The organism is Celeribacter sp. ULVN23_4 (assembly GCF_054788345.1).
Map to the genome: position 1 here is coordinate 86,933 of NZ_JBTVYO010000007.1, position 18,321 is coordinate 105,253.

The following is an 18,321-nucleotide window of genomic DNA, read 5'->3' on the forward strand; positions in this document are numbered from 1 at the left end:
GCTTAACGGTTAGGTAGACGCCGGAGAGCCGCTCAAGCCAGAGGAAATTTAATGTCGAATATCGAGCGCGAGTCGATGGAATATGATGTCGTGATCGTCGGGGCCGGTCCTGCGGGCCTGTCTGCTGCGATCCGGCTGAAGCAATTGGACGAAGACCTGAGCGTCGTCGTTCTGGAAAAAGGGTCTGAGGTTGGCGCACATATTCTGTCCGGCGCTGTGCTCGATCCCTGCGGGATTGATGCGCTTATTCCGGATTGGAAGGAAAAAGGCGCGCCGATCACCACCGAGGTGTCGGAAGATCATTTCCATGTTCTGGGCGAAGCCGGATCGATCCGCATTCCGAACTTCCCCCTGCCGCCGTTCATGTCGAACCACGGCAAATACATCGTCTCAATGGGCAATGTCTGCCGCTGGATGGCTGAGCAGGCCGAAGAGCTTGGCGTCGAGATTTTTCCGGGCATGGCCTGTTCCGAGCTGATCTATGGCGAAAATGGCGAAGTCAAAGGCGTGGTGGCCGGTGTCTTCGGTCTTGAAGCCGATGGGTCTATCGGTCCGGATTCCGAGCCGGGGATGGAGCTGCACGGCAAATATGTGCTGATTTCCGAAGGCGTGCGTGGCTCGCTGGCGAAAGAGATCATCGCGAAATACGACCTCTCCAAGGATCGTGACGTCCAGAAATTCGGTCTCGGCATGAAAGAGATCTGGGAGATCGATCCCGCGAAGCACAAAGAGGGCAAGGTTTGGCACTCGATGGGCTGGCCGCTTGGTTCGAATGCGGGCGGTGGCGGCTTCGTCTACCACGCGGAGAACAATCAGCTTTATCTGGGCTTCGTGGTCCACCTGAACTACGAAAACCCCTATCTCTTCCCCTACATGGAATTTCAGCGTTTCAAGCAGCACCCGCTGGTGAAAGAGCTTTTGGAGGGCGGTAAACGCGTTGCCTATGGCGCACGCGCAATCTCCGAAGGTGGCTATCAGTCCATGCCGAAAGCGGCCTTCCCCGGCGGCGCTTTGTTGGGCTGCTCCGTTGGCCTCGTCAACGTGCCGCGGATCAAGGGCAACCACAACGCGATGCTCTCGGGCAAAGCGGCTGCGGAACATGTGGCCGCTGCGATCAAAGAGGGGCGCTCTGGCGATACGCTTGAGAGCTACGAGGCCGAGCTGCGCGAGGGCGCGGTCGGCAAAGACCTCAAGCGTGTGCGCAATGTGAAACCGCTCTGGTCCAAGTTCGGTCTGACCGCTTCTCTGGCGCTCGGCGGTTTCGATATGTGGACCAATCACCTGTTCGGCGTCTCGCTGTTCGGCACCGTCAAACACGGCAAAACCGACGCGCAAGCGACCGGCAAGGCGAAGAAGTTCAAGCCGATCGACTATCCGAAACCCGATGGTGTGATCTCCTTTGACCGGCTGACCAACGTGTCCTTCGCGGCAACCAACCACGAAGAGAGCCAGCCCTGTCACCTCAAGCTCAAAGATCCGCAGGTCTCGATTGACGTGGATTACAAGGAATTCGGCGGTCCGTCGCAGCGCTATTGCCCGGCAGGCGTCTACGAATACCTCACCGAGGAAGGTCAGGAGCCGAAGTTCGTCGTCAACTTCCAGAACTGTGTTCACTGCAAAACCTGTGACATCAAGGAAGCCAGCCAGAACATCACTTGGACCGTCCCACAGGGCGGCGATGGGCCTAATTATCCAAACATGTAAGCCTCTCACGGCAACGTGTTTTTAAAGCATGCGACGGGGACCATTGCGGTCCCCGTTTGCATTGCGGCGGGGCACTTTGGACGGTAGGCTCGCCGGAACGAACCATAAGGAGACGACAGGTGACAGACCGCGCCGGCCGCATGATTTCCGCCCTCACTGCCTTGGGGCTTTTGTTTGGAAGCGTGGCCTTGCCATCTCCTGTTCGCGCCGATGCGGGACCGTATCTGGCCGCCCGCCAAGCCACGATGGATCGCAGTTTCCCGGCGCTTGCCGACTATGCCACCCGCGCAGTTGCCAGCGATCCGCAAAACCCGGCCCTGCTCGAATCCGTGATTTCCGCCCATATTTCCATGGGTGAGTTCGATCCGGTCAAAGAATTTGCCAGCCAACTGGCAGAGATCGAACCCGCGAACCAGATGGCGGCTATGGCGCAATTGACGCTTCTGGCGCGCGACGGCGATTTCGATGGTCTGGTGGCCGCACTTGAAAGCGGGCAGAGCATCAGCTCCGTTGTGGACGGTCTCATGCTCGCTTGGGCGCATATTGGTCAGGGCGACATGTCTGGCGCCTTGAAGCTTTTCGACAAGGGCTCCGACATGGGGCAGGAGTTCGAGAATTTCGGTGCGTATAACAAGGGGCTCGCCCTTGCGCTCGTCGGCGATTACGAGGGCGCGCTTGACACCCTGTCGCAACCTGACATGCCGCAAAGCCGGTTTTTCGTGATCGCGCGGGTGGAAATTCTCAGCCAGCTCGAACGGGATGACGAGGCGCTGACGCTTCTCAATGAGAGTTTCGGCTCGGGTGCTTTGGACCTGAAGCTCGAAAGTCTGCGCAAAGCGCTCAAAGCCGGAGACACCGCGCCGTTCACCGTCGTGCGCAGCGCCAGTGACGGGATCGCGGATGTGTTCTTTGCCGTTGCCTCCGCGCTCGATGGTGGGCTCGATGATGCTTACACGCTGCTTTATGCCCGCATCGCCGAAGAGCTGCGTCCGGATGAGGCCAGCTATGTTTTGAGCGTTGCGACGCTTTTGGAGCGGTTGGAGAATTACGATCTCGCCACGGCGGCGCTGGATACGATCCCGGCGGACGATCCTGCCTTCCCGATCGCAAGTCTGGCCCGGTCCGAGACGCTGAGAGCATCCGGCAATTCCGAGGCCTCGCTTGAGGTTTTGCGCCAACTGGCAAAATCGCACCCGGAACTGGACGAGGCGCAGACGGCGCTCGGGGATGCTCTGCGCCGCGATGAAAACTACGCGGAGGCCGTGAAGGCCTATTCCGTGGTGATCGACCGTCACCAGCCGCCGACGCGGATGCAATGGCCGCTCTATTTCACCCGCGGGACCGCGTATGAGCGGATGGGGGAATGGGACAAGGCCGAGGCAGATCTGCGTCAGGCGTTGGAGCTGGAGCCCGATCAGCCGCGTGTATTGAACTACCTTGGTTATTCCTATCTTGAGATGAAAACCAATCTCGATGAGGCAATGGACATGATCCGCAAGGCCGTCGAAGCGCGTCCGGAAGATGGCTATATCACCGACAGTCTCGCTTGGGGCCTCTATCGTCTGCGCCGCTATGACGAGGCGGTGGAACCGATGGAGCGCGCCGTGGAGCTGATGCCGGTCGATGCCATCGTGAACGATCACCTTGGGGACGTGTACTGGGCGGTCGGGCGCGAGCGCGAGGCGCGGTTCCAATGGCAACGCGCCCTGTCGTTCGAGCCGGAAGAGGAGGAAGCGAACCGTATTCGCCGCAAACTCGACATCGGTCTCGACAAGGTTCTGATCGAAGAGGGCGAAGAGCCGACGCGGGGCGGAAATGACGGTTAAGGTCTTCGCACCGGCCAAGATCAATCTGAGCCTGCATGTCACGGGACAACGCGAGGACGGCTATCATCTTCTGGATAGCCTTGTGGCCTTTGTCGATGTCGGCGATCAGGTGACAGCGCGTTCTGCGGGGCAGTCGTCGCTCGCGGTGGAAGGGCCGTTTGCGGAGGGCGTTCCGACCGACAAAAGCAATCTGGTCCTGAAAGCCGCCGAGCTTTCAGGGACGCCGATGGCACTGACCCTCGATAAACATCTCCCGCCCAGTTCGGGCATAGGCGGCGGCTCTGCCGATGCGGCGGCCACCTTGCGTGCTGCGGCGCGGTTGGGGGCTGATCCTGTCTCTGCGGAAGAGGTGCTTGCCTTGGGGGCGGATGTTCCGGTGTGCCTGCGCTCGAAACCGATGCGCATGCGCGGGATCGGAGAGGCATTGGAGCCGGTTCACATGCCTGCCTTGCACATGGTTCTGGTCAATCCGAGGGTGGAGGTCTCGACCCCTGACGTGTTCAAACGCCTGGAAAGCAAGACCAACCCGGAGATGCCGGACAAGCTGCCACACTGGCCGGACACGCTGGCGCTGATCGATTGGCTGTCTGCGCAGCGCAACGATCTCGAACCGCCTGCGGTGAAACTCGTTCCTGAAGTGGCGGCGGCTTTGGCTGCATTGGCCCTCGCGCCCGGCGCGCAGCTGGTGCGCATGTCCGGGTCCGGGGCGACGTGTTTTGCCCTGTTCGCGGATCGCTACGCCGCCGATGTCGCCGCCTTGCAGCTGGCCGAGGGTAACTCGTGGTGGTGGGTGAAATCCGCCAGCACGCTTCCGGGCTGATCCGGCGCAAAAGAAAAGGCGACCTTAGGCCGCCTCTTTTTTAATCTGCTTGTGGTGTCAGGCTTAGCGCAGGCGCGCGACCACGTAATCCGCGATATCCGACAGCATCTCGACAATCTCGCCTTCCGGCACCGATTTCAGCGCGTCTTTCGCCTTGTCGGCCCAGTCCAGCGCGATGACACGGGTCTCTTCCAAAGCGTCATGCTTGTTGAGCAGCGCGATGGCATGTTCGAGATCGCCCTCGTCCTGTTTGCCCTTCTCGATGGTTTTCACCCAGAAGGCGCGCTCTTCGTCGTCGGCTTTGGCGACGGCTTTGATCAGCGGCAGGGTCAGCTTGCGTTCACGGAAATCGTCGCCGACGTTTTTGCCGGTTTGCTCGGACCCCCAGTAATCGAGAAGGTCATCGACGATCTGGAAAGCGATCCCAAGCGCGTCGCCATAGTCGAACAGCGCTTTCACCACGCTCTCATCGGCCTCGGCAAGCACCGCGCCCACTTCGGTCGCCGCTGCGAAAAGCGCCGCCGTTTTGCCGCGCACGACCTGAATATAGACGTCTTCATCCGTCTTGAGGTCTTGGGCGGCGGTGAGCTGCAGCACTTCGCCTTCGGCGATCGTGGCGGAGGCGTTCGACAGGATGTTCAAGACGCGCATGTTGTCGGCGTCGGTCATCAACTGGAACGAGCGGGCGAACAGGTAGTCGCCGACCAGAACAGAGGATTTGTTGTCCCAAAGCAGGTTGGCCGTCGGACGCCCGCGGCGCTGGGTGCTTTCGTCGACCACATCGTCATGCAGCAGCGTTGCGGTATGGATGAATTCCACGGTGGCCGCGAGATGGATGTGAAAGGGGCCGGTGTAGCCGCAGGCCTTGGCCGCAGCGAGCGTCAGCATCGGGCGCAGGCGTTTGCCGCCAGCTTCCACGAGATGCGCTGTGACTTCCGGAATGCGAGGGGCATGTTTCGAAGACATACGCTCACGGATCAGCGCGTTCACGTCCTCAAGCTCGGTCGCCAGCGCGGCGGCCAGTCTCTCATGCGGTTTCACAGCGGCTTTATCCAGTCCCATGGGACCTCCTCGGCTCGACAAACCCGTGGGTCTGCCGTTAAATCATCGGCGATGAAACAGCTTCTACGTACAACCGACCCATCCCAGATCGTCTACGCCAAAGCACTCTTGTCCGGAGAGGATATAGACTGCTTTGAAATGGACGTCCATATGAGCGTCCTTGAGGGCAGCCTCGGCATTTTGCCGCGCCGTTTGATGGTGCGCGATGGCGACCTTGCTCAGGCCCGGCGCATCCTCAAGGACAATAAATTCGATCTGGAGGATCTGTGACCGGGGCTTCGGAGCTTTCGGGCGATCTCAGCCGGGATGCATTTCTCGGTGGGCGTATCCATGTCTTTCAGCCGGTCAAAGGCTACCGGGCCGGTGTTGATCCGGTGCTTTTGGCCGCTGCGGTTCCTGCGCGGTCGGGGCAATCCGTGTTGGAGCTTGGCTGTGGGGCCGGGGTGGCCTCGTTCTGTCTGGCCGCGCGGGTCGAGGGGCTGTCCTGTGTCGGCGTGGAATTGCAGGCCTTCTATGCCGATCTTGCCCGGCGTAACGCGGTAGAAAATGAGACTGACATGGAGGTCTTCGAGGCCGATCTGCGTCATTTGCCTACGCCATTGAAAGAGCGCCATTTCGATCACGTTCTCGCCAACCCGCCCTATTACGAACGCCACCGCTCCACGGCGGCCTCGGACGCTGGGCGCGATGTGGCCTTGGCTGGGGAAACGCCCTTGTCGGATTGGTTCGATGCGGCGACACGGCGGCTCAAGCAGAAGGGCTATCTGACCATGATCCAAAAGGCGGATCGTCTGCCGGATATGCTCGCGGCTTGCGACAGCCGTCTTGGTTCCATCCGTATTCGCCCGGTGCAGCCGCGCGAGGGGCGCGTTGCGGAACTTGTCATCTTGCAGGCGCGCAAGGGCGGGCGGGCGGCTTTTACGCTCGAAGCGCCGCTCATGATGCACGAGGGCGCGTTACATAAGCACGATGGCGACGATTACAGCCCACAAGCCGTCAAGATTTTGCGAGGCGGCCAAGCTTTGCCGTGGTCCGGCTGATTTTGGCGATATTTCGCACAGCTTAATTTTTCAGTCACTTTGTTTCAAAACAAAGCCGTGACACGACTCGGTTTCTATGCTGCACTTGTCATACAGCTTTTACATAGCTGCCACATTCAGAGAGGAGAAGACATGAGCTTGACGTCCCACATCCAGGAACTGAAGAAAAAGCACCAATCCCTCTCGGAGGCCGTTGAAGACGCCCAGCGTTCGCCCGGTATCGACGCCCTTCGGATCGCCAGCCTCAAAAAACAGAAACTCCGCATCAAGGAAGAAATCGCACGTCTGAGCGCCGCTTGACGTGATGAATCACCCGGTCCGGCGGCTTTGATAGGCGGCCAGACCGGCCCCCGCCGTGATCAGCACGGCAGATATGATCAGGCTGGCGCGGGGTTCCGCGATCTTCGCGCCAACCAGAGCCAGCGTCGACAAGAGCGGCGCTGCATAGGACGCGGTTCCCAGCAACTGGATGTTGCCGCGTTTCACCCCGATATCCCAGACATAGAAAGCCGCGCCGACAGGCCCGAGGCCAAGTGCGATCATGCTGGCCCAGCCCATTTGCGTGGAGGGCCACACCGTGTCTTCCAGAGCCAAATGCGCGATGAGTGAGAGCACGGCAGTTGCGAGGCAATAGACCGTCACGACCATGCTGGACACGGATTGAAACCGGCGCGAGATCACGGAATAGCAGGACCAGGTTAAAGCGCAGGCTGCGGCCAAGAGATAGCCCGCCATATGCCCGCCGGAAAACGAGGCGCCCTGCGCAACGATCAGGGCGGCGCCGACGAAGGACACGGCGGCCCCGACCAAGTGCAGCGGGCCGAGACGCTCCCCCGGAAGCAGGCCGGAAAAGAGCACGATCAGAAGCGGCCAGAGATATGCGATCAGCCCTGCCTCCGCGGGCGGTGCGGCCTTGAGTGCCGAGAAATACAGAAAGTGATAGCCGAAAAGTCCCACGGTGCCGAAGGCATAGATCGACAGCGGGACATGGCGCAACTCGTGCCACCGCTTGCTTGCTGTGGTCCAGATCACCCCGATGGCCCCGCCGATGGCAAAGCAGACGGCGTTGAGTTGCAGGGCAGGCACTTCCTTTGCGCCGACAGTGAAAAGAGCGAGCAGTGCCCAAAGAAGGACGGCGATAAATCCGATGGCGGTGGCGGTTGTGCGTGTCATGACGCGATTAAGCCAGAGTTTCTCCGCTCTGCAACAGAAAAGGGTCGCCGAAACGGCGACCCCTCATCCTGCGATCCTGCACAGATTTACGTCTGTCTGGGTCAGGTCATGTACTGGCCGCCATTGGCGGTGATGGTTGCACCGGTGATGAACCCCGCGTCGTCGGAGGCCAAAAAGACCACGCAGCGCGCGATGTCATCCGGATCGCCAAGCCGTCCGACCGGAATGGTGGAGATGATGGACTCGCGCACTTTTTCCGGTACTGCCATGACCATTTCGGTGGCGATATAACCCGGGCAAATCGCGTTCACGGTAATGCCCGCGCGCGCACCTTCCTGAGCCAGCGCTTTGGTGAAGCCGATGTCCCCCGCTTTGGCGGCGGAATAGTTGGCTTGCGCGAACTGACCCTTTTGACCGTTGATCGAGCTGATGTTGATCACACGGCCGAATTTACGCTCGCGCATGGCGGGCCAGAGCGGGTGGGTCATGTTGAACACGCCCGACAGGTTCGTGTCCATCACCTGCGTCCACTGCTCGCGCGTCATCTTATGGAACGGCGCATCGCGAGTGATGCCCGCATTGTTCACAAGCACGTCAATCGGGCCGAGATCGGCTTCGACTTTGGCGATGCCTTCTGCGCAGGCATCATAATCGGCGACGGACCATTTGTAGGTTTTGATGCCGGTTTCTTCGGTGAATTTAGCGGCAGCTTCCTCATTGCCTGCATAGTTGGCTGCGACGGTATAACCCGCAGCTTTCAAAGCCTTGGCAATCGCGGCGCCAATCCCGCGCGACCCTCCGGTCACAAGAGCGACTCTGGACATGATACTCCTCCCTATCAATCCTTGTTCGAAATCTTGTTATCTAAAATATTCTGCATTCGCAACAATATTGCCATGCAAATGCAGAAATTCTGAATCTGATGGTGAGATTAGGGCGGGACCATGGGTCCCGCCCCCATTGATCAATCGCGTTCGACGCAGAGGGCAACGCCCATACCGCCGCCGATGCAGAGCGTGGCGAGGCCTTTCTTGGCGTCGCGGCGCACCATCTCGAACAGCAGCGTGTTGAGAATACGTGCGCCAGAAGCGCCGATCGGGTGACCGATGGCAATCGCACCGCCGTTCACGTTCACGATGGCCGGATCCCAGCCCATGTCCATGTTCACGGCACAGGCCTGCGCCGCGAAAGCTTCGTTGGCTTCCACCAGGTCGAGATCGCTGGCTTTCCAGCCGGCTTTCGCCAGCGCCTTTTGCGAGGCGTAGATCGGCCCCGCGCCCATGATCGACGGGTCAAGGCCGACCGTCGCGTAGGAGGCGATGCGCGCGAGGGGTTGGATGCCGCGCTTCTCGGCATTGTCGGCGGACATCAAAAGCACACCGGCGGCGCCGTCATTGATCCCGGAGGCGTTGCCCGCGGTCACGGAGCCTTCCTTGTCGAATGCCGGACGCAGTTTTTCCATGTTGGCCAAGGTCGCGCCGTGGCGGATGTATTCGTCCTGATCGACGATGGTCTCGCCTTTGCGGGTCTTCACCGTGAAGGGCACGATCTCATCGGCGAACTTACCGGCCTTTTGCGCGGCTTCGGCTTTGTTCTGGGAGGCGAGGGCGAAGGCGTCCTGCATTTCGCGGGACACCTGCCATTTCTTGGCGACGTTCTCGGCGGTGATCCCCATGTGGTAGCCGTTGAACGCGTCCCAGAGGCCGTCCTTGATCATCGAATCGATGAATTTCATGTCGCCCATTTTGTGACCCGCGCGCAGGTTGGCGACATGGGGCGACATGGACATGTTTTCCTGACCACCGGCGCAGACGATATCCGCATCGCCGAGCATGATGTGCTGGGCCGCCAGCGCGACCGTGCGCAGACCGGAGCCGCAGACCTGATTGATGCCCCAGGCGGCGGATTCGATCGGAAGACCGGCCTTGATATGGGCCTGGCGGGCGGGGTTTTGTCCCTGACCGGCGGTCAGAACCTGACCAAGGATGGTTTCGGACACGTCGCCCTTTTCGATCCCCGCGCGTTCCACCAGCGCTTCGAGGACACAGGCGCCCAGCTCATGGGCCGGGGTGTTGGCGAAGGAGCCGGAAAAGCTGCCGACGGCTGTCCGTGCTGCGGATGCGATAACGACATTGGTCATGATGATTGTCTCTCTCCCATAAAGTTCATGGGGAGATTGCCCAAGGGCCGTAAAATTTGCAACAATGTTGCTTGCTCCCCAGTGAAAGCTCTATGTTGCGTTCGCAGCATTTTCAACCTTCATGGACGCGATGAGGCGCTTTGACGCCGATTTACCCGGCTTTTTGCCGCGATGTGCGGTCACGCCATATCGGATCGATGGTCGCTGCGCCGAAATAATGGCCTTGCATGCAGTCGATTCCAATTTCCGTGAGGTATTTCGCATCGGCGGCGTTTTCGACGAATTCGGCGACGGTATACATGTCGAAATGTTTGGCGACGGACACCAGCGCTTGGGTGAGAACCTGATTGTCAGGGTTGGAGGCGATGCCTCGAATGAACTCGCCATCAATCTTAACCATGTCGAAATAGAATTCCTTGAGATAGCGAAACGCGGTGTAGCCCGCGCCGAAATCGTCGAGCGCAAAGGAGATGCCCATCGCCTGCAGCTCCGACATGAAGACACAGACCAGATCGGGCATGATCATCGCCGAGCTTTCGGTGATTTCGAGAATCAGCCGCTCCGCGATGGTTTGGTCTTTGCTAAGACCGGCCTCAAGCGTCGCCTTCCAGCGCGGATAGCCGATGGAGCGCGCGGACATGTTGATCGCAAGGCGCAGGGTTTTGTGTTCATCCAGCGCCTTGAGGCCAAGTTCAAGCGCGAGGCAGTCAAGTTTGCGCCCGGTTTCCGTGGTTTCCGCGACGCCGATGAATTCGCGCGCGGGGATGACGCGTCCGGAATGATCAAGCACGCGAATGAGGCCCTCATAAAAGGCGGGGCGGTCCGGGCGTAACGTCTGCACGATGGGTTGATAGGCCAGCATGACCTGCTTTTTGCGCAGGGCCTCCTGCACCATTTCCATCGTTTTCCGATCCCGGTTGGCGAGCGCTACGGAGAGAGGGCTCTCCATGTCGTTGTTCCCATAGCCAGAATAGCTCATCCCGTCACCTTGTCCCGCTTGCGTTGTGCAGGAGGCAGTTTGAAGCGGTTGGGATAACGGCGGGTAAATTCGACAATTTTTCGATCTGTTTCGTTAAATTCTACTCAATTGTTCAGAGCTTTGATTTTTCGCCGTTTTTCACGCTGTGCCTTGGCAAAGATGCGAAACCATTCGGATTTGTCTCGAATGCAACCCTCTTTCATGTCGGGTTTTCCCTTTGCGCGGTGCGCATTCTGCGGGGGAGGGCGCAGCATTAACCGGATGGAAAGCTCGCTTTGGTCAACTGAGACGCAACCGACAGAATAGGATTTGCGATGACGCTCCAATATTCCGACGCGCGTTTTGCGGAGAAGGCCGATGAAGCGGCTTTCGGCATTGAAGAATTGTTTTTCTCCCGCACGGATCCGCGCGGGGTGATCGCGGCGGGGAACGAGGTGTTCCGCCGAATCTCGGGCTATTCTTGGGAGGAGCTCGTTGGCGCGCCACATAAAATCATTCGCCATGCTGACATGCCAAAGGGCGTTTTCTACATCCTCTGGGAACGCATCCAAAAGGGCCTCGCGACCGGTGCTTATGTCAAAAATCGCGCGAAAGACGGGCGGTTTTATTGGGTCTACGCTGTGGTTTCCCCGATTGAGGGGGGCTTCGTCTCTGTCCGGATGAAGCCAAGCTCGACCGTGTTCGACGGCGCGAAGACCGTCTATCAAGAGATATTGAAGCTTGAGCAGGAAACCGGGATCACCCCGGAGGAAAGCGCCGCACTTATTCGGGAGAGGCTGCGTGCGTTAAACTTTCCAAGCTACGGGGCCTATAGTTCCTATGCGATTGCCCATGAAATGAGTGCGCGCGATGCGGCCCTGTCGCGGATGGAGGACGGTCGTCTGCGCAGTTTGAAAGACTTGCTGCCAACGCTCACCGCGCTGGATGGCGAGCAACGGGCGCTCTTTACGTCTTTTGAGAAAATCCGCGGTATTCCGTCCAACATGCGGATCGTCGCCTCGCGCCTTGAACCGGCGGGCGGGCCGATTTCAGCGATCTCACAGAATTATCGCCTCATGTCGGATGAGGTGACCAATCATCTCGGCGGATTTCGGGTGGAGAACGGTGCTAAAAGCCTCACAGAGTCCGTGATGAAACGTGTCTATAGCGGCCTTTTCATGATGGCGGCTTCGCGTCTTCAACGGGAGGTGAAGGAAAATGCCGTGGAGGCGCTCGACAAAGGGTCAGAGCAAGAAGGGTTCCATCATGAGGCGGATGTTCTGACCACCTTGCTCGACAGTTACATGATCGACTCGGGCACGGTGCTGATCTCTGTGTTTAACGATGTCACGGCGCTGGCGCGCTCGGCCAAGGATTTGAGGCAGCTTGTGACCGGTCTTGATTCGATTCGCGTGCTGTGTCGGGTCGAGGCTGGTCGGCTCGGGCCGCAATCCGCCGCGCTGATGCCCGTGATCAATCAACTCGACACGTTCCATGTCGAGATCGACGCGACATTGGAGCGGATCATGGCATTGGCCGAACGGATCAAGGCGCTTGTGGAAGCGGCGATGCCGCGTAGCTTCAATGGCTCTCTGCAGTATCAAGCGGCGACGCGGAAGTCTGGCTTAGCAGTTCGGTGACAATCGCCTGCGCAGAAGGCGAAAACCATTCGGCATCCCCGGTCATGCGGGCGATCTCTTTTCCTTCCGGGGAGATCAGGATCGACACCGGCAATCCGAGCACGCCCATGTCGCGGCCCATAGCGCCCTTGGCATCAAGGCGCAGCGGCAGACTTTTGACGCCAGCTTTCTCATAGAATTTCTGAATCGCGGGCAAGGGATTGTGCCCGGTCGCGATCGGCAACACGACCAGGCCTTTGTCGCCATAGGCCTCCGAGAGTTGATCGAGGGCTGGCATTTCCTTGCGGCAGGGCGCGCACCATGTGGCCCAGAAATTCAACAGCACAAGCTGCCCTTGGTAATCCGCAAGCGTTTCTTCGACACCATCGACGGTCGTAAAAGGCAGGGCGCTGACGTCCTTGGCCTCGCTGTGAAAGGCGAGCTTTTGCATGCTGCCGTCCCGAAGGGCCGCAGCGGTGCTCAGGTCCATTGCGGAGGCAGGAATTGCGCCGAGGCTCAGGGCCGTATAAAGGGTTGCGGCAATCAGCTTTTTCAACATGCGGGACACGTCCATGACCGATAAGAAATCCAACGCGATGTGGGGCGGCCGGTTCGCTGCCGGACCTGACGCCATCATGGAAGCCATCAACGCCTCCATCGATTTCGACAAGCGGCTGGCGTCCCAAGACATCTCAGGCTCGCGTGCCCATGCGGCGATGCTCGCCAAACAGGGCATCCTTACCGATACCGATGCAGAGGCCATTCGGGAAGGCCTGCTCACGGTTTTGTCAGAGATCGAAGCCGGTGAATTCGTCTTTTCGACGGCGCTTGAGGACATTCACATGAATGTCGAGTCGCGCCTCAAAGAGATCATCGGCGAAGCCGCCGGCCGTCTGCACACGGCGCGCTCGCGCAACGATCAGGTCGCGACCGATTTCAAACTCTGGACCCGCGAGCAATATGATGCGGCCATCTCGGGCCTCGACGCGCTGATCCGCGCGCTGATGGTTCAGGCCGAAGCGGGCGCCGATTGGGTGATGCCGGGCTTCACGCACCTGCAAACCGCGCAGCCGGTCACCTGGGGACATCACATGATGGCCTATGTCGAAATGTTCGGCCGTGACATGTCGCGTTTCAAAGACGCCCGCGCCCGGATGAACGAAAGCCCGCTGGGCTCCGCCGCGCTCGCCGGGACCGGTTTCCCGATTGATCGTCATATGACCGCGGAAGCGCTGGGCTTTGATCGCCCGACGGCGAACTCCCTCGATGCCGTGGCTGATCGCGATTTCGCGCTGGAATTCCTGTCCTGCGCTTCGATCTGTGCGATGCACCTTTCGCGCTTTGCCGAGGAGCTGGTGATCTGGTCCTCCGCGCAGTTCCGCTTCGTGGCACTGTCGGATCGGTTCTCCACCGGTTCCTCGATCATGCCGCAAAAGAAAAACCCCGACGCCGCCGAGCTGATCCGTGCGAAAATCGGGCGTATCTTCGGGGCGAATGTCGCGCTCATGATGGTGATGAAGGGCCTGCCGCTCGCCTATTCCAAGGACATGCAGGAAGACAAGGAACAGGTGTTTGACGCTGCCGACAACCTGATGCTGGCGCTCGCCGCGATGACCGGGATGGTGTCGGACATGACCGCCAAGACCGACAACCTGCGCGCCGCTGCCGCTTCCGGCTTCTCGACCGCGACCGACCTCGCGGACTGGCTGGTGCGCGAGGCGGGACTGCCGTTCCGCGACGCCCACCATGTCACCGGCGCGCTGGTCGCGATGGCTGAGAAGAAAGGCGTCGATCTGCCTGATCTGAGCCTTGAAGAGATGAAATCCGTTCACGATGCGATCACCGACGGCGTCTACGACGTCTTGACGGTTGAAAACTCGGTCGCCTCGCGCACAAGCTACGGGGGAACCGCGCCCGCGCAGGTGCGTGCGCAGATCGCCCGTTGGAAAGAGGTGCTCGGATGAAATCACTTGTGACAGCCATGTTCGCTTTCGCGTTTCTGGCCAGCTGCGGCGTGGACGGGGAGCCCGTCAAGCCGGAGGTCAGCGGCAAAACCACTGTTGGCGTGTCGAACCACGGCGGGTTCACGGATACTGAGATCAATATCCATTTCCCGGCCAACTGACGCTATTAATCCGAGAAAGACCTGATGGACCATTTCCTCTACAAAGACGGCGCGTTGCACGCCGAAGACGTTGCCGTGAGCGATATCGCAGCGCAGGTCGGCACGCCGTTTTATGTCTATTCCACCGCGACGCTGACCCGTCACTTCAAGCTGTTTGACGAGGCGCTGGGCGGGATGGACCATCTCGTCTGTTTCGCGATGAAGTCGAACTCGAACCTCGCCGTGCTCAAACTCATGTGCGAGCTGGGGGCCGGGGTCGATGTGGTGTCGATCGGGGAATATCTCAAAGCCAAGGCCGCCGGTTTTCCGGGCGAGCGCATCGTGTTCTCCGGCGTCGGTAAAACGCGCGAGGAAATGCGCATCGCGCTCGAAGGCGGCATTCGTCAGTTCAACGTCGAAAGCGAGCCGGAACTTGTGGCGCTCAATGAAGTGGCTACCTCGCTTGGCGTCAAAGCCCCGATTGCGCTTCGGGTGAACCCGGATGTGGATGCGAAAACCCATGCCAAGATTGCGACCGGGAAGTCCGAGAACAAATTCGGCATTCCGATCGCGACCTGCCGTGAAGTGTACACGCGCGCGGGCGAGATGGCGGGCATTGATGTCATCGGCATCGACGTGCATATCGGCTCGCAGCTGACGCAGCTTGAACCGTTTGAACTGGCCTTCACCAAGGTGGCTGAGTTGACCGAAGCGCTGCGCGCCGACGGGCATGACATTCGCCGTCTCGATCTGGGCGGTGGGCTTGGCATTCCCTACGAACGCTCGAACACCGCGCCGCCGCTGCCGGTGGAATATACCGATGTGATCCGCCGTACCGTCGGCCATCTCGGCTGCGAGATCGAGATCGAGCCGGGCCGGTTGATTTCCGGAAATGCCGGTATTCTCGTGTCCTCCGTGATCTACCTGAAACACGGCGAAGGTCGCGATTTCCTGATTGTCGATGCGGCGATGAACGATTTGGTCCGCCCGTCGATGTATGACGCCTACCACGACATCGTGCCGGTGCTGGAGCCGACCGCCGGGGCAGAGCAGGGACCGATGGATATCGTCGGGCCGGTCTGCGAAACCGGGGATACTTTTGCCAAGGCGCGCAACATGCCGGAGCTTGGCGAGGGGGATCTTGTCGCCTTCCGTTCCGCCGGGGCCTATGGCGCGGTGATGGCGTCGGAGTACAATTCCCGGCCTCTGATCCCGGAGGTTCTGGTGAAAGGTGATCAATTCGCTGTCATTCGCAAGCGTCCGAGCTTTGACGAGATGATAAACCGCGATACGATCCCTACGTGGCTCTGAGCGCGGATCATCCTGATGCGCGCCCGTGGCCGGACCCGGGCGCGATGTATGGCAATTGACCGACAGTTTTACAAAAGCCTTGGCCCTAACCTCGCCCGACGGGTGAGGTTTTCGCTGTTTGTCACGCGGGTCGGCTTTGCTTTCGAGCGTCTGGCGCAGGTCTTTTGGCCGTTCTTTTCGCTGATTTTTTTCGGCCTCGGGCTGGCGATGCTCGGGGTTCAGGACGCTTTGCCGCTCTGGCTCCTCTGGTCTCTTGCCGGTCTGTTTGGGCTGGGGCTTTTTCTGGCTCTGGTCCTCGGCTTCCGGCACCTGTCCCTGCCGCGTGCGTCAGAGACGATGGCGCGTGTCGATGCGGACATGCCGGGGCGGCCTTTGCAGGCGCTCTTGGATACGCCGCTCATCGGGGCGGGGGATGCCGGATCAGAGGCGCTCTGGGCGGCGCACCGTCGCCGCATGGCGGAGCGCCTGCGTGGCGTCCATGCCGTGGGGCCGAAGCTCCATCTCTCGACGCACGATCCTTATGCTTTGCGCTTCATGGCGCTGACGACCTTGGCCATGGGGCTGTTGTTCGGCTCGTTTGAACGGGCGGGCTCGCTGCGTGAACTTGGCGAGGACGGCACGCAGATTGCAGCCGGGCCGAACTGGGAGGGCTGGGTGCGCCCTCCGGCCTACTCCGGCAAGCCGACGCTGTATCTGGGCGATCTTGATCCGAGTTTTGAAGTGCCGAAAGGCTCTGACGTGACCCTGCGCTTTTATGGCGAAGACGGAGCGCTCACGCTGCGCGAAACCGTGTCCGGGGATGATCCGGCGGCGCTTCGTGATTTCATCATCCGCCATGCTGGGGAGATCGAGATCGACGGCCCGACCGGGCGGCTTTGGGATGTGGCCTTGCAGCCGGATCAACCGCCCGTCGCGGAACTGATCGGTCCGATGACACGCGCTCCCTCAGGTGAGGCGCGCCAAGACTTTCGACTGAGCGACGATTTCGGCGTCTCGCGCGCGGAGCTGACGATCACGCGGGATCCGGAGGCAATGGATCGGCTCTACGGTTTTGCTCTGCCGCCAGAGCCGCGGGAGGCTGTCACGCTTCCGGTCATGTTGCCGCAAACCGGGGATCGCACGGAGATCGAGGGGCTGATTGCCGAGAACTTGGCGGAGCACCCGTTTGCAGGGCTGCCGGTGAAACTGAGCCTGATCGCATGGGATGCGGCGGGGCAGGAAAGCACGGCGGCTCTCGGGCAAAGCATTCTGCCGACACGCCGGTTTTTCGACCCGCTCGCGGCGGCGATTGCGGATCAGCGGCGGGAGCTTTTGTGGAACCGGGAAAACGCGGCGCGCGCGGCGCAGGTGCTGCGGGCCGTGTCGGTCAATCCGACCGAAATGTTTGACCAGATGAGCACCTATTTCCGCCTTCGCGAAACCATCGGCCAGATCGAAGGCCGCGCGGGGGCGTTGAGCGACGAAGAGGTCGATACGATCGCGGCGAGCCTTTGGGATATCGCTCTGGAATTGGAAGACGGCCAGCTCAAAGAAGCACTCGCGCGGTTGCACCGGGCGCAGGAGCGGCTGTCACAGGCGATGCGCGACGGGGCGACGCCGGAAGAGATCGACCGTCTGATGCAGGAACTCCGCGATGCGACGCGCGAGTATATGCAGCAATTGGCGGAGCAGCAGGGCGACCAGCAAGACAACACCGACATGCCCGATCAGGGTCAGGATCAGGGCCAGCAGATCACGCAGGATCAGTTGCAGGAATTGATGGACCGCATTCAGGAACTGATGGAACAGGGCCGCATGGCCGAGGCGCAGCAGCTCATGGATATGCTGGCCGAGATGCTTGAAAATATGCGCGTCACCAAGGGTGAGGGGCAGAACGGCAGTCAGGGCCAGCAAGGGATTCAAGGCTTGCAGGACATGCTGCGCGGTCAGCAGCAGCTCAACGATGACACGTTCTCCGATCTTCAGGAGCAGTTCGGAAACGGACCGCAAGATCAGGAGGGCGAGAATGGTCAGGGTCAGCAAGAGGGGCAGCAGAACGGCGAGGGGGAGAATGGCTCTTCCCTGTCGGAACGCCAGCAGGCGCTGCGCGATGAGCTACAGCGGCAACGTGGGAGTATCCCCGGAGGCCAGAGCGAATCTGACGACAGCCCCGGCGGTGCGCTTGAGCGCGCGGATGGGGCGATGCGGGAAGCCGAAGACGCGTTGCGCGACGGCGATCTCAACGGGGCGCTTGGACGTCAGGCGGAGGCGATGGAAGCCCTGCGCGAGGGCATGCGCCGTCTTGGAGAACAACAGGCCCAGAACCAGCAGAACCAAGAGGGCCAGCAGGGCGAGGCCGGGGCGCAGTCGGGAACCGATATGGCGCAGCGCGATCCGCTGGGACGTGCGCCGGGAGATGCGGGACGGTTTGGGAGTGACGAAGAGTTCTATGAGGGCGACGATGTGTATCGCCGCGCAGAAGAGCTTTTGGACGAAATCCGTCGCCGCTCTGGCGATCAGGAACGCCAAGCCGAAGAGCGCGATTACTTGAACCGACTTCTGGATCAATATTGAGCGTGAGATGA

At 60.3% G+C, this 18,321-nt stretch carries 17 protein-coding genes; 11 read left to right on the forward strand and 6 right to left on the reverse strand.

The window, feature by feature from the left end:
- Positions 1-51: 51 nt before the first annotated feature.
- The 3 genes from ACYBHZ_RS14945 to ACYBHZ_RS14955 all read left to right on the forward strand — a co-directional run bounded on the left by ACYBHZ_RS14945 (position 52) and on the right by ACYBHZ_RS14955 (position 4,350).
- Positions 52-1,704: an electron transfer flavoprotein-ubiquinone oxidoreductase gene (locus ACYBHZ_RS14945; protein WP_460275078.1), complete on the forward strand. Its 1,653-nt coding sequence runs from the start codon at positions 52-54 to the stop codon at positions 1,702-1,704.
- Positions 1,705-1,823: 119 nt separating this feature from the next.
- A complete protein-coding gene (locus ACYBHZ_RS14950) occupies positions 1,824-3,530 on the forward strand; it encodes a tetratricopeptide repeat protein (RefSeq protein WP_460275079.1) in 1,707 nt (568 codons plus the stop codon).
- On the forward strand, positions 3,520-4,350 hold the full coding sequence (locus tag ACYBHZ_RS14955; RefSeq protein WP_460275080.1) for a 4-(cytidine 5'-diphospho)-2-C-methyl-D-erythritol kinase: 831 nt from the start codon (positions 3,520-3,522) through the stop codon (positions 4,348-4,350). The genes ACYBHZ_RS14950 and ACYBHZ_RS14955 overlap by 11 nt, the downstream gene beginning before the upstream one ends.
- Before the next feature lie 63 nt (positions 4,351-4,413).
- Here ACYBHZ_RS14955 and ACYBHZ_RS14960 read toward each other — a convergent pair whose 3' ends face one another.
- A complete protein-coding gene (locus tag ACYBHZ_RS14960; RefSeq protein ID WP_460275081.1) occupies positions 4,414-5,412 on the reverse strand; it encodes a polyprenyl synthetase family protein in 999 nt (332 codons plus the stop codon).
- A 51-nt stretch (positions 5,413-5,463) separates the two neighbouring features.
- Between ACYBHZ_RS14960 and ACYBHZ_RS14965 the strand changes: the two genes are divergently transcribed.
- The 3 genes from ACYBHZ_RS14965 (at position 5,464) to ACYBHZ_RS14975 (ending at position 6,752) form a co-directional block, all read left to right on the forward strand.
- Positions 5,464-5,682, forward strand: coding sequence for a putative signal transducing protein (locus tag ACYBHZ_RS14965; protein ID WP_460275082.1), 219 nt, complete (start codon positions 5,464-5,466; stop codon positions 5,680-5,682).
- On the forward strand, positions 5,679-6,452 hold the full coding sequence (locus tag ACYBHZ_RS14970) for a tRNA1(Val) (adenine(37)-N6)-methyltransferase (RefSeq protein WP_460275083.1): 774 nt from the start codon (positions 5,679-5,681) through the stop codon (positions 6,450-6,452). The genes ACYBHZ_RS14965 and ACYBHZ_RS14970 overlap by 4 nt, the downstream gene beginning before the upstream one ends.
- 132 nt (positions 6,453-6,584) lie before the next feature.
- Complete coding sequence (locus ACYBHZ_RS14975) at positions 6,585-6,752, forward strand: YdcH family protein (RefSeq protein ID WP_460275084.1); 168 nt, start codon at positions 6,585-6,587, stop codon at positions 6,750-6,752.
- A 9-nt stretch (positions 6,753-6,761) separates the two neighbouring features.
- Here ACYBHZ_RS14975 and yddG read toward each other — a convergent pair whose 3' ends face one another.
- The 4 genes from yddG to ACYBHZ_RS14995 form a co-directional block, all read right to left on the reverse strand.
- The gene (gene yddG, locus ACYBHZ_RS14980) at positions 6,762-7,625 is read right to left on the reverse strand and encodes an aromatic amino acid exporter YddG (protein ID WP_460275085.1); all 864 of its coding nucleotides are present in this window, start codon (positions 7,623-7,625) and stop codon (positions 6,762-6,764) included.
- 101 nt (positions 7,626-7,726) lie between these two features.
- Positions 7,727-8,449, reverse strand: a complete 723-nt coding sequence (gene phbB, locus ACYBHZ_RS14985; protein WP_460275086.1) for an acetoacetyl-CoA reductase — start codon at positions 8,447-8,449, stop codon at positions 7,727-7,729.
- 140 nt (positions 8,450-8,589) lie between these two features.
- Complete coding sequence (locus ACYBHZ_RS14990) at positions 8,590-9,765, reverse strand: acetyl-CoA C-acetyltransferase (protein ID WP_460275087.1); 1,176 nt, start codon at positions 9,763-9,765, stop codon at positions 8,590-8,592.
- A 151-nt stretch (positions 9,766-9,916) separates the two neighbouring features.
- Complete coding sequence (locus ACYBHZ_RS14995) at positions 9,917-10,744, reverse strand: EAL domain-containing protein (RefSeq protein WP_460275088.1); 828 nt, start codon at positions 10,742-10,744, stop codon at positions 9,917-9,919.
- A 314-nt stretch (positions 10,745-11,058) separates the two neighbouring features.
- Here ACYBHZ_RS14995 and ACYBHZ_RS15000 point away from each other — a divergent pair, with 314 nt between their 5' ends.
- Positions 11,059-12,363, forward strand: a complete 1,305-nt coding sequence (locus ACYBHZ_RS15000; protein WP_460275089.1) for a PAS domain-containing protein — start codon at positions 11,059-11,061, stop codon at positions 12,361-12,363.
- On the opposite strand, the gene ACYBHZ_RS15005 is transcribed toward ACYBHZ_RS15000, so the two are convergent.
- A complete protein-coding gene (locus ACYBHZ_RS15005) occupies positions 12,305-12,901 on the reverse strand; it encodes a TlpA disulfide reductase family protein (RefSeq protein ID WP_460275090.1) in 597 nt (198 codons plus the stop codon). The two genes, ACYBHZ_RS15000 and ACYBHZ_RS15005, sit on opposite strands and share 59 nt — an antisense overlap.
- A gap of 13 nt (positions 12,902-12,914) precedes the next feature.
- Between ACYBHZ_RS15005 and argH the strand changes: the two genes are divergently transcribed.
- From argH to ACYBHZ_RS15025, 4 genes are read left to right on the forward strand one after another with little or no spacing between them, the layout of a single operon-like run.
- Positions 12,915-14,306, forward strand: a complete 1,392-nt coding sequence (argH, locus tag ACYBHZ_RS15010; RefSeq protein ID WP_460275091.1) for an argininosuccinate lyase — start codon at positions 12,915-12,917, stop codon at positions 14,304-14,306.
- The gene (locus tag ACYBHZ_RS15015; RefSeq protein ID WP_460275092.1) at positions 14,303-14,467 is read left to right on the forward strand and encodes a hypothetical protein; all 165 of its coding nucleotides are present in this window, start codon (positions 14,303-14,305) and stop codon (positions 14,465-14,467) included. The genes argH and ACYBHZ_RS15015 overlap by 4 nt, the downstream gene beginning before the upstream one ends.
- A gap of 24 nt (positions 14,468-14,491) precedes the next feature.
- Positions 14,492-15,757, forward strand: a complete 1,266-nt coding sequence (lysA, locus tag ACYBHZ_RS15020) for a diaminopimelate decarboxylase (RefSeq protein WP_460275093.1) — start codon at positions 14,492-14,494, stop codon at positions 15,755-15,757.
- Positions 15,758-15,805: 48 nt separating this feature from the next.
- Positions 15,806-18,310, forward strand: a complete 2,505-nt coding sequence (locus tag ACYBHZ_RS15025; protein WP_460275094.1) for a DUF4175 domain-containing protein — start codon at positions 15,806-15,808, stop codon at positions 18,308-18,310.
- Positions 18,311-18,321: the final 11 nt, after the last annotated feature.

Coding starts and splice junctions, on each gene's coding strand:
- ACYBHZ_RS14945 (WP_460275078.1), top strand. CDS start 52: ATGTCGAATATCGAGCGCGAGTCGATGGAATATGATGTCGTGATCGTC.
- ACYBHZ_RS14955 (WP_460275080.1), top strand. CDS start 3,520: ATGACGGTTAAGGTCTTCGCACCGGCCAAGATCAATCTGAGCCTGCAT.
- ACYBHZ_RS14960 (WP_460275081.1), bottom strand. CDS start 5,412: ATGGGACTGGATAAAGCCGCTGTGAAACCGCATGAGAGACTGGCCGCC.
- ACYBHZ_RS14965 (WP_460275082.1), top strand. CDS start 5,464: ATGAAACAGCTTCTACGTACAACCGACCCATCCCAGATCGTCTACGCC.
- ACYBHZ_RS14975 (WP_460275084.1), top strand. CDS start 6,585: ATGAGCTTGACGTCCCACATCCAGGAACTGAAGAAAAAGCACCAATCC.
- yddG (WP_460275085.1), bottom strand. CDS start 7,625: ATGACACGCACAACCGCCACCGCCATCGGATTTATCGCCGTCCTTCTT.
- phbB (WP_460275086.1), bottom strand. CDS start 8,449: ATGTCCAGAGTCGCTCTTGTGACCGGAGGGTCGCGCGGGATTGGCGCC.
- ACYBHZ_RS14990 (WP_460275087.1), bottom strand. CDS start 9,765: ATGACCAATGTCGTTATCGCATCCGCAGCACGGACAGCCGTCGGCAGC.
- ACYBHZ_RS14995 (WP_460275088.1), bottom strand. CDS start 10,744: ATGAGCTATTCTGGCTATGGGAACAACGACATGGAGAGCCCTCTCTCC.
- ACYBHZ_RS15000 (WP_460275089.1), top strand. CDS start 11,059: ATGACGCTCCAATATTCCGACGCGCGTTTTGCGGAGAAGGCCGATGAA.
- ACYBHZ_RS15005 (WP_460275090.1), bottom strand. CDS start 12,901: ATGTTGAAAAAGCTGATTGCCGCAACCCTTTATACGGCCCTGAGCCTC.
- argH (WP_460275091.1), top strand. CDS start 12,915: ATGACCGATAAGAAATCCAACGCGATGTGGGGCGGCCGGTTCGCTGCC.
- ACYBHZ_RS15015 (WP_460275092.1), top strand. CDS start 14,303: ATGAAATCACTTGTGACAGCCATGTTCGCTTTCGCGTTTCTGGCCAGC.
- lysA (WP_460275093.1), top strand. CDS start 14,492: ATGGACCATTTCCTCTACAAAGACGGCGCGTTGCACGCCGAAGACGTT.
- ACYBHZ_RS15025 (WP_460275094.1), top strand. CDS start 15,806: ATGGCAATTGACCGACAGTTTTACAAAAGCCTTGGCCCTAACCTCGCC.